At 68.9% G+C, this 13100-nt stretch carries 15 protein-coding genes and 1 other RNA gene; 9 read left to right on the forward strand and 7 right to left on the reverse strand.

Annotated features, from left to right (window positions below; all coding sequences use genetic code 11):
* Positions 1–148: 148 nt before the first annotated feature.
* From ACP93_RS06100 to ACP93_RS06115, 4 genes are all read right to left on the reverse strand, one after another.
* Complete coding sequence (locus ACP93_RS06100; protein WP_048489878.1) at positions 149–721, reverse strand: hypothetical protein; 573 nt, start codon at positions 719–721, stop codon at positions 149–151.
* Positions 718–1704, reverse strand: coding sequence for a PhoH family protein (locus ACP93_RS06105; RefSeq protein WP_048489879.1), 987 nt, complete (start codon positions 1702–1704; stop codon positions 718–720). The genes ACP93_RS06100 and ACP93_RS06105 overlap by 4 nt, the downstream gene beginning before the upstream one ends.
* Positions 1705–2046: 342 nt before the next feature.
* Complete coding sequence (locus ACP93_RS06110) at positions 2047–2475, reverse strand: ACT domain-containing protein (protein ID WP_048489880.1); 429 nt, start codon at positions 2473–2475, stop codon at positions 2047–2049.
* Positions 2472–2969: an OsmC family protein gene (locus tag ACP93_RS06115; RefSeq protein ID WP_048489881.1), complete on the reverse strand. Its 498-nt coding sequence runs from the start codon at positions 2967–2969 to the stop codon at positions 2472–2474. Before ACP93_RS06115 ends, ACP93_RS06110 begins: the two co-directional genes overlap by 4 nt.
* A gap of 71 nt (positions 2970–3040) precedes the next feature.
* Here ACP93_RS06115 and ACP93_RS06120 point away from each other — a divergent pair, with 71 nt between their 5' ends.
* The gene (locus tag ACP93_RS06120) at positions 3041–3703 is read left to right on the forward strand and encodes an ArsR/SmtB family transcription factor (protein WP_048489882.1); all 663 of its coding nucleotides are present in this window, start codon (positions 3041–3043) and stop codon (positions 3701–3703) included.
* 13 nt (positions 3704–3716) lie between these two features.
* Here ACP93_RS06120 and miaB read toward each other — a convergent pair whose 3' ends face one another.
* Positions 3717–5141, reverse strand: a complete 1425-nt coding sequence (miaB, locus tag ACP93_RS06125) for a tRNA (N6-isopentenyl adenosine(37)-C2)-methylthiotransferase MiaB (protein WP_048489883.1) — start codon at positions 5139–5141, stop codon at positions 3717–3719.
* Positions 5142–5273: 132 nt separating this feature from the next.
* Between miaB and ACP93_RS21040 the strand changes: the two genes are divergently transcribed.
* Positions 5274–5349: non-coding RNA, sX9 sRNA (locus tag ACP93_RS21040), on the forward strand.
* Positions 5350–5353: 4 nt separating this feature from the next.
* On the opposite strand, the gene ACP93_RS06130 is transcribed toward ACP93_RS21040, so the two are convergent.
* On the reverse strand, positions 5354–5971 hold the full coding sequence (locus tag ACP93_RS06130; RefSeq protein ID WP_048489884.1) for a glutathione S-transferase family protein: 618 nt from the start codon (positions 5969–5971) through the stop codon (positions 5354–5356).
* A gap of 76 nt (positions 5972–6047) precedes the next feature.
* Between ACP93_RS06130 and ACP93_RS06135 the strand changes: the two genes are divergently transcribed.
* The 7 genes from ACP93_RS06135 to ACP93_RS06165 all read left to right on the forward strand — a co-directional run bounded on the left by ACP93_RS06135 (position 6048) and on the right by ACP93_RS06165 (position 12187).
* Positions 6048–7022 carry a helix-turn-helix transcriptional regulator gene (locus ACP93_RS06135; RefSeq protein WP_048489885.1) on the forward strand — a complete coding sequence of 325 codons (975 nt, stop codon included), beginning with the start codon at positions 6048–6050 and terminating at the stop codon, positions 7020–7022.
* 116 nt (positions 7023–7138) lie between these two features.
* Positions 7139–8095 carry a lytic transglycosylase domain-containing protein gene (locus ACP93_RS06140; RefSeq protein ID WP_048489886.1) on the forward strand — a complete coding sequence of 319 codons (957 nt, stop codon included), beginning with the start codon at positions 7139–7141 and terminating at the stop codon, positions 8093–8095.
* Between the two features lie 146 nt (positions 8096–8241).
* A complete protein-coding gene (petA, locus tag ACP93_RS06145; protein ID WP_048489887.1) occupies positions 8242–8871 on the forward strand; it encodes a ubiquinol-cytochrome c reductase iron-sulfur subunit in 630 nt (209 codons plus the stop codon).
* A 3-nt stretch (positions 8872–8874) separates the two neighbouring features.
* Positions 8875–10137 (forward strand): cytochrome b, encoded by a 1263-nt coding sequence (locus ACP93_RS06150; protein WP_048489888.1) that lies wholly within the window; start codon positions 8875–8877, stop codon positions 10135–10137.
* On the forward strand, positions 10130–10876 hold the full coding sequence (locus ACP93_RS06155; protein WP_048489889.1) for a cytochrome c1: 747 nt from the start codon (positions 10130–10132) through the stop codon (positions 10874–10876). The genes ACP93_RS06150 and ACP93_RS06155 overlap by 8 nt, the downstream gene beginning before the upstream one ends.
* Before the next feature lie 170 nt (positions 10877–11046).
* Positions 11047–11682, forward strand: a complete 636-nt coding sequence (locus ACP93_RS06160) for a glutathione S-transferase N-terminal domain-containing protein (RefSeq protein WP_010342124.1) — start codon at positions 11047–11049, stop codon at positions 11680–11682.
* A 73-nt stretch (positions 11683–11755) separates the two neighbouring features.
* Positions 11756–12187 (forward strand): ClpXP protease specificity-enhancing factor, encoded by a 432-nt coding sequence (locus ACP93_RS06165; protein ID WP_010342123.1) that lies wholly within the window; start codon positions 11756–11758, stop codon positions 12185–12187.
* Between the two features lie 316 nt (positions 12188–12503).
* Here the strand turns inward: ACP93_RS06165 and ACP93_RS06170 are convergent, their stop codons facing one another.
* Entirely contained in the window at positions 12504–12848 is a 345-nt protein-coding gene (locus tag ACP93_RS06170; RefSeq protein WP_048489890.1) for a DUF3301 domain-containing protein, read from the reverse strand.
* Positions 12849–13100: the final 252 nt, after the last annotated feature.

Here is a 13100-nt window from a genome sequence, read left to right on the forward strand (position 1 = left end):
CAGCGGTGGGCGCACAGTATCGCGCGTGGGGCGGCTCAGGGCGACTTTCCGTCCTCGGCGCCCTCGATCTCGACCGCGACCATGGCAGTGGCGTGCGTGGCGCAACAGGGCCGTAAACGTGCGGCGCAGTTGCAGCTTTACAGCGGACTCAGGTCACGCACGCGATCAGGAACAGCAGCGGCGTCTTCTCCGCTTCTGCCACGTACACCGTGCTACCCATCGGGCCGTGCTGGCAACGCGGATTGCTGCGCCGGACCTCGACCGTGGCGGCGAAGCGCGCCGCTGCCGTCAGCCACACGGCGGCCTGGCCGCGTTCGAGCAGGTCGCCGACCAGATAAAGGCTATCGGTGGGCACTTGCGCGAGCGCGAGTGCCGTGCAGCCGAAGCGGTCGCGGCGTGCGTTCGCGCCGTCCCTGCTCGCCGCATCCAGCAGGCCTTGTGCACGCGTGCCGGCGATCCAGGCCAGGCGTTGCGCTTGGTCGTCGCGCGGCGCGGTCGGCGAGGTGCGGGCGATCGCCGCGGCACGCTCCAGGGCGTCGCGCGGCAGGCCGATGCTGGCCGTGTCCTGCTCGATCGACAGGCAGGATGGGATCAACGATTGCGCCAGGGCGATGCGTTGCGGCGCCGGATCCTGTGCTGATGGAGCATCCGGCGTCTGGCCGCCGGCACTGCCGGCCACGCCAAGCAGCGCTGCCAGCAGGCCGGCCCAGGGCCGGATCATGCCGATGGGCCGCTGGCGCGGTCGACGACGTCGCGCTTCTCGTAAGCGTTGACGATGCGCGCGACCAGCGGATGCCTGACCACGTCGCGTGCCTCGAAGAAGGTGAAACTGACCCCGTCCACCTCGTGCAGCACCTCGATGGCATCGCGCAGGCCGGACTTGACATGCTTGGGCAGGTCGATCTGGGTCAGATCGCCGGTGACCACGGCGGTGCTGCCGAAGCCGAGGCGGGTCAGGAACATCTTCATCTGCTCGATGGTGGTGTTCTGCGCCTCGTCCAGGATCACGTAGGCGTCGTTGAGGGTGCGCCCGCGCATGTACGCCAGCGGCGCGATCTCGATGACGTTCTTCTCCAGCAGCTTGACCACCTTCTCCACGCCCAGCATCTCGTACAGCGCGTCGTACAGCGGGCGCAGGTAGGGATCGACCTTCTGGCTGAGGTCGCCGGGCAGAAAGCCCAGCTTCTCGCCGGCCTCCACCGCCGGGCGTACCAGGATCAGGCGCTGCACCCGCGACTCGTTCAGCGCTTCCACCGCGCTGGCCACGGCCAGGAAGGTCTTGCCGGTACCGGCCGGGCCGACGCCGAAGTTGATGTCGTGGGTGGCGATCTGGTGCAGGTACTTGGCCTGGTTGGCGCCGCGGCCGCGCACGGTGCCGCGCCTGACCTTGATCGCCACGTCCTGCGGTTGGTAGGCGCGCTGCGCCACCTGGTCGACGTTGGACTGGTTGAGCCGCAGGTGGATTTCCTGGTCGTCGAAGGCGACCTGGTCGGCCTCGGTGTACAGCGCCTGCAACAGCCGCTCGGCCGCCGCCACCGCCTGCTCCGGCCCGGTCACCCGGTACACGTTGCCGCGGTTGGAGATCTCCACGCCCAGGCGCAGTTCGATCTGCCGCAAGTGCGCGTCGAACGGGCCGGCCAGGTTGGCCAGGCGCTCGGTGTCGGCGGGATCCAGGGTGAAGTCGCGTTGCGCAGGGGTGGTCATGGCGGGCGCACGCCGCCGGTGGCGACGTCGAAAAACGAGGGGCGCAAAGGGTAGCGCGCAGCGCGTAGCCGGGCCAGTGAAGGGCGTGCGGCGGCGTCGGCGTATGCATGCCAGGTGCAACCCTGCGCAAGCGACACCGCGCCGCCGCCACGAACTCGCGCCGCGGCAATGGCAACGTTGTCCACAATGCATGTGGATCGATTGTCCAAAAGCCTGTGGACAACCCCGCGAACGGGTTGCCGCACAAGGCGCTGGCCTGTGGTGGCGAAAAAAATCGCACCGGTCCGGCCGGCAACGCATGCAGGGCGGCGGGCGTCCTCTCGAAATCGATTGCGACGCGCCTTATCGACCGCCGCCGCCGGTGTCGCCTACGCACCGCGCATCGCGGGCCTGCATCCAGGTGTCCGCAATCGCGCGTGCACCAACGGGGTCGTCCACGACCAGGATCAGTTGCCCGTGGTGGTCGCTGTACTGCACTGCGATGTCGATGCCTGCGGCGCCGAGCATGCCGGTCAGCAGGCCGAGCTGCCCCGGCGTTTCCTGATCCAGACGCACGCTCACCACCGGGTGTTCGGCCGCCACGTGGAAACCGTACGTGCGCAAGGTCTCGCTTGCCGGTGCGGCGGCATCGAACAGGAAGTGCGCGACCGCGCGTCCGTCCACGCGCCACACGCCACCGCCTTCGATGCTGATGCCGGCCGCGCCGAGCGCCTGGGCCATGGCGGACAGGGCGCCGGGGCGGTCTTCGAGGTGGATTTCGACGTCCTTCATCGCGCGGCCTCCGGCGGCTCGCCAGGGTGCACGATCGTCGCCTCGCAACGCACCGGCATGGCGCAGCTGTTGGCGATGAAGCACTGCGCGTGGGCCTGCGCATGCAAGGCCTGTGCGCGGTGCGCGTCACTGTCCACCGCGATGGTCACCCGCGGCGCCAGCGCCACCTCACGAAAGCGTCCGCCGTGGCCGGGGCGTATCTCCAGCCAGCCCTGGGCCTGGTCCTCGTAGGCCAGCACCTGGATGCCGGCGTGCGCGCACAGGGCCAGGTAGGTGAGCATGTGGCAGGCGGCGAGAGCGCCGACGAACAGGTCTTCCGGATTGTGTAGCGCCGGGTCGCCGAGGAAGAGCGGGTCGGCGCTGCCGGTCAGGGTGGGTTTGCCGGGAACGGTCAACGCGTAATCGCGACCGTAGCCGCTGTAGTCGACGGTGCCGCCGCCGCGGTTGCCGATCCAGTGCAACTGCGATGTGTAGTGGTGCAGCGTGTCGGTCATGCGCCTGCCTCGTGTGGGGAGCGGGCACGGTAGGCCGGGGCGCGGCGGCATGCTTCGTCTAGAATCGAAGCATGAGCGAGGACACCCTGCTTGCACGTGCCGCCTTCCTGCTCGGTGACCCGGCGCGCAGCCGCATGCTGGCGGCGCTGATGGGCGGCCAGGCGCGCACTGCCAGCGAACTGGCGCTGGACGGCGCGGTGGCGCCGTCGACTGCGAGCCGGCACCTGGCGCAACTGGTCGACGCCGGCTTGCTCGCAGTGGCCCGCCAAGGGCGTCACCGCTATTTCCGTCTGGCCGGCGCAGACGTCGCCGCGGCGGTCGAGGCGATGATGGGGCTGGCGCCGTCGCCGACGCGACGGGTCGGCCCGGCGGATCCCGGCCTGCGTCGCGCGCGGGTGTGCTACGACCACCTTGCCGGCGAACTGGCGATCCGCTGGCGTCAGCAGATGGAAGCGCGTGGGCATCTGCTGTGCAGCGATGGCATGGCCCTGAGCGCATCCGGTGCCGCCTGGTGCGCGGCGATCGGCATCGACGTGGCGGCGCTACGTGCGTCGCGGCGGCCGCTGTGCCGGCCATGCCTGGACTGGAGCGAGCGCCGCGACCACGTCGCCGGTGCGCTGGGCAGCGCCCTGCTCCGGTATCTCCTCGACACCGGCCTGGCCCGGCGCGTGCCGGATTCGCGGACGGTGCAGATCGGCGCGCGCGGGGAGGCGTTCCTCAGCGCGCTCGACTAGGGCGCGGCCGCGCTCAGGCCGCGGCGTCGTCCTCGGCCAGGTGCAGGCGGCCGCGCAGCGAATTGCTCAGCGCCTCGGTGATCGTCACCTCGACGAACTGACCGATCAGGCGCGGGTGGCCGGGGAAGTTCACCGAGCGCATGTTCTCGGTCTTGCCGGTCAGCTCGGCCGGGTTCTTCTTCGACGGGCCTTCCACCAGCACGGTCTGCACGCTGCCGATCATGCTTTGCGAGATCTGCTGCGCATGCGTGTTGATGTGCGCCTGCAGCCGCGCCAACCGCGCATGCTTGACCGCCTCGGGGGTGTCGTCTTCCAGGTCGGCGGCGGGCGTGCCCGGGCGCCGCGAATAGATGAAGGAGAAGCTCTGGTCGAAGCCCACGTCCTCGATCAGCTTCATGGTCTTGTCGAAGTCGGCATCGGTCTCGCCGGGAAAGCCGACGATGAAGTCCGAGCTGATCGAGATGTCCGGGCGCACCGCGCGCAGCTTGCGGATCTTCTGCTTGAATTCCAGCGCGGTGTAGCCGCGCTTCATCGCGCTGAGGATGCGGTCGCTGCCGGCCTGCACCGGCAGGTGCAGGTAGTTGGCCAGCTGCGGCACGTCGCGGTAGGCCTCCACCAGCGAGTCGCTGAACTCCAGCGGATGCGAGGTGGTGAAGCGGATGCGGCCGATGCCCTCGATCTGCGCGATGCTGCGGATCAGCAGGCCCAGGTCGGCATGCTGCACGTCCTCGCCGGCCTCGGCATCGGCGTAGGCGCCGCGGTAGGCGTTGACGTTCTGGCCGAGCAGGTTGATCTCGCGCACGCCCTGCGCGGCCAGCTGCGCCACTTCCACCAGCACGTCCTCGAACGGCCGGCTGATCTCTTCGCCGCGGGTGTAGGGCACCACGCAGAACGAGCAGTACTTGGAGCAGCCCTCCATGATCGACACGAAGGCCGAGGGGCCTTCGGCGCGCGGCTCCGGCAGGCGGTCGAACTTCTCGACCTCGGGGAAGCTGATGTCCACCTGCGACTTGCCTGATTCGCGCCGCGCGCGGATCAGCTCCGGCAGCCGGTGCAGGGTCTGCGGGCCGAACACCAGGTCCACGTAGGGCGCGCGCTTGACGATGGCCTCGCCTTCCTGCGACGCCACGCAGCCGCCGACGCCGATGATCACCGGCTTGCCGCCGGCCTTCAGCGCCTTCCAGCGGCCGAGCTGGCTGAATACCTTCTCCTGCGCCTTCTCGCGGATCGAGCAGGTGTTGACCAGGACCACGTCCGCTTCTTCCGGGTTGTCGGTCAGCTCCAGGCCCTCGGACGCGGCGAGCACGTCGGCCATCTTGGCCGAGTCGTACTCGTTCATCTGGCAACCGTGGGTCTTGATGTACAGCTTGCCGCGCACCGGCGCGGGTGCGGCGGCGGTGCCGGCGGAGGGCAGGGGATGCAGGACGGTCCCGGGCATGGCGCTTAATCCAGGCGGGTGGAAAGGAAGCCGGCTAGTCTACTCGTGCCTGCGCGCGGGCGCAGGTCCAAGAGCGGCTGACAAACCTACTGCGCAGCCGCCAGGCGTGCGCGGGCGGTGCTCGGAATCCTCATGTACCACTCATGCACTGCAGTTTCTGCGCGCCGTCCGCACCCACCTGGCGACCGCTCGCGACGTTGCGTTAGCAACTCTTAGCCGGCCGCGGCGTCCACCGCCAGCGCGCGCTGCACCGCCGGCCGCTCCGCCATCCGCGCGGCGTAGGCGCGGGTCGGCGCCGGTGGATCGAGCAGGCCGAACTGCAGCATCCAGCCCAGCGCGCTGCCCCACAGCACGTCGGCGGCGCTGCAGCGGTCGCCGAGCAGGTAATCGCCGCGCGCCAGCTGTGCGTCCACCACCGCCAGCACGGTGTCGCAGTCGGCATACGGCGACATCGCCCGCGGTGCCGGCGCGCGCTTGAGCGCGCGATCGACCAGCGCCGGTTCGAAGCAGGCGCCGTAGAACGCCAGCCAGCGCAGGTAGGGGCCGCGCAGCGGGTCGCCGATCGGCGGTGCCAGCCCGGCTTCGGGATACAGGTCGGCCAGGTAGGGGTAGATCGCGCCCTGTTCGGTGACCACCGCGCCGGCATGCACGATCGCCGGCACCTTGCCCATCGGGTTGATCGCCAGATACGCCGGCGCCAGTTGCGCCTGCCGATCGAAGTCGATGCGCTCGATGGCGTAGTCGGCGCCCAGCTCCTCGAGCAGGATCAGCACGCCGCGCGAGCGCGAATGCGGGTTGTGGAACAGGGTAACGTGGCGGTCGGTGGTCATGCGCGGCTCCTGGGTGGTCGGTGCGGACAGCCTAGCCCCCATTGCGGACAGCTTCTGTCCGCAATAGCGTGCACCGATGTCATCGCCCGCCGCCCGCCTGTTGCGCCTGATCGCCCTGCTGCAGACCCGCCGGCTGTGGTCCGGTGCCGAACTGGCGGCGCGGCTGGGGGTGGACCGACGCAGCCTGCGCCGTGACGTGGAGCGGTTGCGCGCGCTGGGCTATGCGGTGGAGGCGGCGGCCGGCGTCGGCGGCGGTTACCGGCTGGCCGCGGGCGCGCAGATGCTGCCACTGCTGTTCGAGGAGGACGAGGCGGTCGCGGTCGCGGTGGCGTTGCGCGCCGCCTGCGCCAGCATGGCCGGCCTGGAGGACACCGCGGTGCGGGTGCTGGCCAAGCTCGAACCGCTGCTGCCGGCGCAGGTGCGGCGGCGTGCCGAAGCCTTGCAGGGGGCGACCCTGGCGCTGGGCCAGGATCCGCTGCGGCCGGACACGCGGGTGCTGATCGGCGTCGCCAGCGCCTGCCGCGACCGGCGCCTGCTCGGCTTCGCCTACCGCGACCATGCCGGCCGCACCAGCCAGCGGCTGGTCGAGCCCTTGCGCCTGGTCAACGCCGGTCGCCGCTGGTACCTGCTGGCCTGGGACCGCGACCGTGCCGACTGGCGCACCTTCCGCGCCGAGCGCATCGTGCCGCCCTTGCAGCTCGGCGCGGCGGTGGCGGTGCGCCTGCCGCCGCAGGAACCGGCGGCCATGGTCGACGCGGCGATTCGCTACAGCCCGCAGGCGCTGGGCTTTGCCCTCAGCGTGCGGCTGCCCGGCAGTGCCGCCGAACTGGGCACGCGCATTCCGTTGTGGTGCGGCACCCTGCAGGACGAGGCCGACGGCCACTGCCGGCTGTCGCTGCTGGCCGATGCGGTGCCGTGGCTGGCGGCGCAGTTGCTGACCATCGGCGTGCCGTTCGTCGGACTGGAGGCCACGCCCGAGGTACGGATGGCGCTGCGCGAGATGCTGAACGCGTTGCTGGAACAGGTGCCGGTGCCGGAGCCAGCCGAATAGGCTGCGCGCCCGCGCCCGCCCTCGGCACCGGCCCGCCGCGCCGCGCCGCGCCGCCGCGTCGCCGCCCGGGTGGTGCGGACTTGGCAAGCGCCGGGGAAGTTGGGACACTCGCCGCCATGAAGGGGATGCTGTGGCTCCTGGGGCTGGGACTCGCCACGTTGACGGCTGCGCCGGCCAGCGCCGGCACCCTGTACAAGTGCACCGGCAACGACGGCGTGCCCAGCTACGGCAGCAAGCGCGTGTCCGGCGCCAGCTGCAGCGTGATCGGCCGCTACACCCCGGACCGCCGCGCCGCGCGCACCGCCCCGGCGCCTGCGCCGGCCAAGGCCAGCACCGAGCGGCCGCCCAGCCGCGGCGTCATCGCCAGCGCCGGCACCGTGGCGCCGGCCACCCTGATCAGCGCCCCGGTCGCTGCTCCGGCCCCGGTCACCGCCAACGCCGTACCCAACCGGGTCGTGCCGGTGCCGCCAGGCAACAGCGGTGCACCGCGACGCTTGGTCAGCGGCCAGCTGTATTCGTACATGAAGGACGGCGTACGCCACTACACCAGTGCGCGTCCGACCCAGGTCGCCAATCTCGGCGCGGTGCGCACGATCCGCTACAGCTTCATGGAGACCTGCTACGCCTGCGCCAACCCGGGAGTCAACTTCGGTGCGGTGCGCCTGAACACCACCGCCTACCAGAGCGAGATCGCCGCCGCCGCGCGCGAGTACGGGGTCGACGAAGCGGTGGTGCGTGCCATCATCCACGCCGAGTCCGCCTACAACCCGACGGCGCTCAGTCGCGCCGGCGCGCAGGGGCTGATGCAGCTGATGCCGCCGACCGCGCGCCGCTTCGGCGTCAGCGATTCGTATGATGCAGCGCAAAACATTCGCGGCGGCGTACAGTACCTGGCGTGGCTGCTGAAGCGCTTCAACGGCAACCTCAGCCTGGCCGCGGCCGGCTACAACGCCGGCGAAGGCGCGGTAGACAAACACGGTGGGGTGCCGCCGTACAGCGAGACCCAACGCTACGTGCAACGGGTGGGCGTGCTCGCCGAGCGCTACCGCGGCGTGCTGGCGACCGCGCATTGAGCCGTCGCCGAGGCCCGGCAGGAGGCGTTGCGCGTCCATTGTCGGCGCGTTAAGGGTTCCGCTACACTGCAGTGGATTCAGTGCGGCTCGACCCCCACCGAGCTGCTGGCAGCCTCACGCTACCCAATCACAGATCGGAGTGCCGGATGGCCAACGATGGGGTCAACGATTCTGTAAATGTAGGACGCCGCCGCTTTCTCACCGCCACCACGTCCGTCGTGGGCGCGGTCGGTGCGGGGTTCGTCGCGGTTCCTTTCATCAAGTCCTGGAATCCGAGCGCAAAGGCCAAGCTGGCCGGCGCGCCGGTCACCGCCGACATCAGTGCTCTCCAGGAAGGCCAGCGCCTGATCCTGGAGTGGCGTGGCCAGCCGATCTGGATCGTCAAGCGTTCCAAGGCGATGCTCGATGCGTTGCCGTCGCTGGACGGCCGGCTCAAGGATCCGGAGTCCACCAACAAGGACCAGCAGCCGGACTACGTGCTGAAGAATCCGGAGTACCGCTCGATCAAGCCCGACGTCTCGGTGCTGGTCGGCCTGTGCACGCATCTGGGTTGCTCGCCGGAAATGGTCGCCGAGATCCGCCCCGAACCCTACGACCCCGACTGGAAGGGCGGCTATTTCTGCCCTTGCCACAAGTCGCGCTTCGACATGTCCGGACGCGTGTTCCAGGGGGTGCCGGCGCCGATCAACCTGCTGGTGCCGCCGCATCACTACCAGGACGACAACACGCTGGTGATCGGCGTGGACCCGAGCGCGTCCGCGAAGGGAGGGGCATAAGTCATGGCCGACAACATCCTCACCCGCACCGCGGGCAACGTGTTCGACTGGGTCAACGAGCGCGCCCCCGGGCTGATGCCGTTCTACCGCAAGCACGTCACCGAGTACTACGCGCCGAAGAACTTCAACCTCTGGTACTACTTCGGCTCGCTGGCGATGGTGGTGCTGGTCAACCAGATCGTCACCGGCATCTTCCTGACGATGCACTACAAGACCAGCGCGGCCGAGGCGTTCAACTCGGTCGAGTACATCATGCGCGACGTCGAGTGGGGCTGGCTGATCCGCTACATGCACTCCACCGGCGCCTCGCTGTTCTTCATCGTGGTGTACCTGCACATGTTCCGCGGGCTGATGTACGGCAGCTACAAGAAGCCGCGCGAACTGGTGTGGATCCTGGGCATGCTGATCTACCTGGTGCTGATGGCCGAAGCCTTCATGGGCTACGTGCTGCCGTGGGGGCAGATGTCGTTCTGGGGAGCGAAGGTGATCATCTCGCTGTTCGGCGCCATCCCGGTGATCGGCAACGGCCTGACCGAGTGGATCATGGGTGACTACCTGCCGTCCGACGCCACGCTCAACCGCTTCTTCGCCCTGCACGTGATCGCCCTGCCGCTGGTGCTGTTGCTGCTGGTGGTGCTGCACCTGGGCGCACTGCACGAGGTCGGTTCCAACAACCCCGACGGCGTGGAGATCAAGAAGGGGCCCAAGGGCAACCGCTGGAGCCCGATCAAGCCGGCCGACGGCATCCCGTTCCATCCGTACTACACGGTCAAGGACCTGGTCGGCGTCGGCTTCCTGCTGATGATCGGCGCCTTCATCATCTTCTTCGTGCCCGGCTTCGGCGGCCTGTTCCTGGAGCACGACAACTTCACCGAGGCCAACCGCCTGGTGACGCCGGAACACATCAAGCCGGTCTGGTACTACACCCCGTACTACGCGATGTTGCGGGTGGTGCCGAACAAGCTCGGCGGCGTGCTGGTGATGTTCTCGGCGATCGCGATCCTGTTCCTGGTGCCCTGGCTGGACCGCGCCAAGGTCAAGTCGATCCGCTACCGCGGCTGGATCTCGCGGGTGATGCTGGGAATCCTGGTGGTGTGCTTCGTCTGGCTCGGCGTGATCGGTTCCGGCCCCGGTACCGAGATCATCGAGACCTACATCGGCCGCGTGCTGACCGTGCTGTATTTCGCCTTCTTCCTGACGATGCCGATATGGACCTCGCTGGATCGAACCAAGCCGGTGCCGGAGCGGGTGAGCAGCCATGACTAAGCGCCTGATCGCCGTGCTTGCCGGCTTCGCGTCGGCCTTGCTGCTCTCCGCCTCGGCCATGGCCGCCGAGGGCGCCGCCACCCTGCAGGCCGGCAACGACCTGGGCGACCGCGCCTCGCTGCAACGCGGCGCCAAGCTGTTCATGAACTACTGTTCCGGCTGCCATTCGCTGAAGTACCTGCGCTACCAGCGCATGGCCGAGGATCTGGGCCTGAGCGAGGACGAGGTGATGCACAACCTCAACTTCACCGGCGCCAAGATCGGCGAACACATCGAGACGGCGATGCCGCACGATGCGGCGACCAAGTGGTTCGGCAAGGCGCCGCCGGACCTGAGTTTGATCGCCCGCGTGCGCGGTACCGACTGGGTCTACACCTACCTCAAGTCGTTCTATCTCGACCAGTCGCGGCCGCTGGGCTGGAACAACAAGCTGTTCGCCAACGCCTCCATGCCCAATCCGCTGTGGGACCTGCAGGGCCTGCAACAGCCGGTCTACGGCAAGGCCGAGCAGCCGGGCGTGGACAAGCCGGTGGAACGGCTGCAGCTGGCGACGCCGGGCAAGCAGAGCCCGGTCGAGTTCGACCAGACCGTGCGCGACATCAGCAATTTCCTCGAATACGCCGGCGAGCCGGCGGCGTTGAAGCGGCAGAGCCTGGGCGTGTGGGTGGTGCTGTTCCTGGCGCTGCTGACCTTCCTGGCCTATCTGCTGAAGAAGGAATACTGGAAGGACGTGCATTGAGCGGCGGCCGTTTCGGCCGCATCCCGGCTGCACCGTTGCTGAGCCGATCCCCTGTTCATCCTATTGGCTTTTGTGAGCGAGGGTTGCACACTCAGGGGCCGTGACGACCGTCCGCAATGTGCGGGCGGCGTCGATGCGGCCGGCGGATTCCGGCCGTCGGAGAGCCTTGAATGGCGGCGAGTTTGCGCATGCGAAATACCTTGACGTTGTTTTCCTCCACGGATGATGTCCTGTGCCACCGCGTCCGCCTGGTGCTCGCGGCCAAGGGCGTGACCTACGATTTCGTGGCGGTGGATCCGCAGAATCCGCCGGAAGACCTGATCGACCTGAATCCCTACCATTCCGTGCCGACGCTGGTGGAGCGCGAGTTGGTGCTGTACGCCGCCTCGGTGGTCAGCGAGTACCTGGACGAACGCTATCCGCATCCGCCGCTGATGCCGGTCGACCCGCTTTCGCGCGCGCGCCTGCGCCTGGCGATGCTGCGCATCGAGCACGACTGGGTGCCGCAGGTGCAGGCGATCCAGCTCGGCAACAAGGCCCAGGCCGAAGCCGGGCGCAAGCGCCTGAAGGAACTGCTGACCGCGTCGGTGCCGCTGTTCAAGGCCAGCAAGTTCTTCCTCAATCCGGAGATGAGCCTGGCCGATTGCGCGATGGCGCCGATCATCTGGCGCCTGCAGGCGCTGGACATCCCGCTGCCGAAGGACGGCAAGGCGATCGAGGATTACGGCAACCGCATCTTCCGCAATCCCGGTTTCATCCGCAGCCTGACCGACCAGGAAAAGAAACTGCGCGACCTGCCGGCATGATGCCGTCCGTCGCGCGGTCCCCGCTGTGTTCCGAGCTGTACCGGCGTCGCGCGCCGGCACGTAGAATGGGCGCATGACCGAAGACACTTCCCGCATGACCAGCCATCGCCCGTACCTGCTGCGGGCGCTGGTGGAATGGATCAACGACAACGGCATGACTCCGCACATCCTGGTGGATGCGGGCCTGCCCGGCGTGCAGGTGCCGCCGAGCGCGGTCAAGGACGGGCGGGTGGTGCTCAACATCGCCGAGCGCGCGGTCGTACGTCTGCAGATCGACAACGACGGGGTCAGCTTCACCGCCCGCTTCGGCGGCGTCAGCTACCCGGTGCAGGTGCCGATGTCGGCCGTGTTGGCGGTCTACGCACGCGAAACCGGGCAGGGCATGGCGCTGCCGGACGATATCCACGGCGCCAGCGAGCCACCGGGCGACGACACCCCGCCACCGCCGCGTCCGGGCGGTTCCGACGACGCCGGCAAGCGCCCGCGTCTGCGCGTGGTCAAGTAAGCAGCGGATGCGCGGCCTTGGTGGCCGCGCGCTGGCCCCGCGCGTTGGTGTTTTCGGTGCGCACGCAGCGCACGCACCGCGTTCTTTCGTAGGAGCGGCTTCAGCCGCGACGGGCGTTATCGGTAACGCCCGTCGCGGCTGAAGCCGCTCCTACAACACGCGGGATGGATCCCTGCGAATGCCGCTGGATGCACCGGTGCCGAGGATCGAGGGCGGTCGCCGTCCATGCCGATGTGGCATGGTGAAGCCGCCTTGCAGTCTTTTTTGCTGTCGCCCGAAAGACCGCGCGCCATCGTGCGCGGCCGTGGCGCATGACTCAGTCGCGCTGCGCGCGCGCTTCCTGCAGGCTGCTCACGCTGGCCACCGCCGGCCCGCTGAAGGCGATCAACTGGTCGCCGAGCAGTACCAGGCGCCCGCTTTGGCGATCGGTGCCGTCGTAGGAATAGTCGAAGCGGAAGCTGCGCTCGAAGCCGAGCCAGCCGTTGGGCAGGCGCCGCAGGCGCAGGCCGGTGCCGTGCACGCTCTGGTCCAGCCACTGCACGTCGGCGGCCTTGCAGGCGTTGCGGCCGAGGATTTCGGCGCGTTCGGCGGCGGCGCGCGAGGCGTTCCAGAACGCGAACACCGCGGCGCCGGCGATCATCAACAGGATCAGGCTGGGCATGGCGCCACTGTAGCGAGGCGCCGGTAGGCGGGCAATCTTGCTTGGGGCGGGGATTGGGGATTCGGGAATGGGGATTGGCAAGAGCCGCGCCCTTGGCCGGCGTCGCGCGCTGCTTGCAGATGTCTGGGGCGAGGTGCCGCGGCTGACGGACGCCTCCAGTCCTCACCATGGTCCTGAGCGAGGCACGTGCAAGGCATTGATGACGCGAGGTGTGCGTCCACCGGAATTTCGGTGTGGAGAGGTGCCCTGGCG

The organism is Xanthomonas sp. NCPPB 1128, from assembly GCF_001043115.1.
GTDB lineage: Bacteria > Pseudomonadota > Gammaproteobacteria > Xanthomonadales > Xanthomonadaceae > Xanthomonas_A.

Excerpts from the sequence above, each read along its gene's own strand:
- ACP93_RS06150 (WP_048489888.1), top strand. The coding sequence starts at position 8,875 with ATGGCCGACAACATCCTCACCCGCACCGCGGGCAACGTGTTCGACTGG.
- ACP93_RS06135 (WP_048489885.1), top strand. The coding sequence starts at position 6,048 with ATGTCATCGCCCGCCGCCCGCCTGTTGCGCCTGATCGCCCTGCTGCAG.
- ACP93_RS06100 (WP_048489878.1), bottom strand. The coding sequence starts at position 721 with ATGATCCGGCCCTGGGCCGGCCTGCTGGCAGCGCTGCTTGGCGTGGCC.
- ACP93_RS06160 (WP_010342124.1), top strand. The coding sequence starts at position 11,047 with ATGGCGGCGAGTTTGCGCATGCGAAATACCTTGACGTTGTTTTCCTCC.
- ACP93_RS06120 (WP_048489882.1), top strand. The coding sequence starts at position 3,041 with ATGAGCGAGGACACCCTGCTTGCACGTGCCGCCTTCCTGCTCGGTGAC.
- ACP93_RS06130 (WP_048489884.1), bottom strand. The coding sequence starts at position 5,971 with ATGACCACCGACCGCCACGTTACCCTGTTCCACAACCCGCATTCGCGC.
- ACP93_RS06115 (WP_048489881.1), bottom strand. The coding sequence starts at position 2,969 with ATGACCGACACGCTGCACCACTACACATCGCAGTTGCACTGGATCGGC.
- ACP93_RS06110 (WP_048489880.1), bottom strand. The coding sequence starts at position 2,475 with ATGAAGGACGTCGAAATCCACCTCGAAGACCGCCCCGGCGCCCTGTCC.
- ACP93_RS06105 (WP_048489879.1), bottom strand. The coding sequence starts at position 1,704 with ATGACCACCCCTGCGCAACGCGACTTCACCCTGGATCCCGCCGACACC.
- ACP93_RS06165 (WP_010342123.1), top strand. The coding sequence starts at position 11,756 with ATGACCGAAGACACTTCCCGCATGACCAGCCATCGCCCGTACCTGCTG.
- ACP93_RS06155 (WP_048489889.1), top strand. The coding sequence starts at position 10,130 with ATGACTAAGCGCCTGATCGCCGTGCTTGCCGGCTTCGCGTCGGCCTTG.
- ACP93_RS06140 (WP_048489886.1), top strand. The coding sequence starts at position 7,139 with ATGAAGGGGATGCTGTGGCTCCTGGGGCTGGGACTCGCCACGTTGACG.
- petA (WP_048489887.1), top strand. The coding sequence starts at position 8,242 with ATGGCCAACGATGGGGTCAACGATTCTGTAAATGTAGGACGCCGCCGC.
- miaB (WP_048489883.1), bottom strand. The coding sequence starts at position 5,141 with ATGCCCGGGACCGTCCTGCATCCCCTGCCCTCCGCCGGCACCGCCGCC.
- ACP93_RS06170 (WP_048489890.1), bottom strand. The coding sequence starts at position 12,848 with ATGCCCAGCCTGATCCTGTTGATGATCGCCGGCGCCGCGGTGTTCGCG.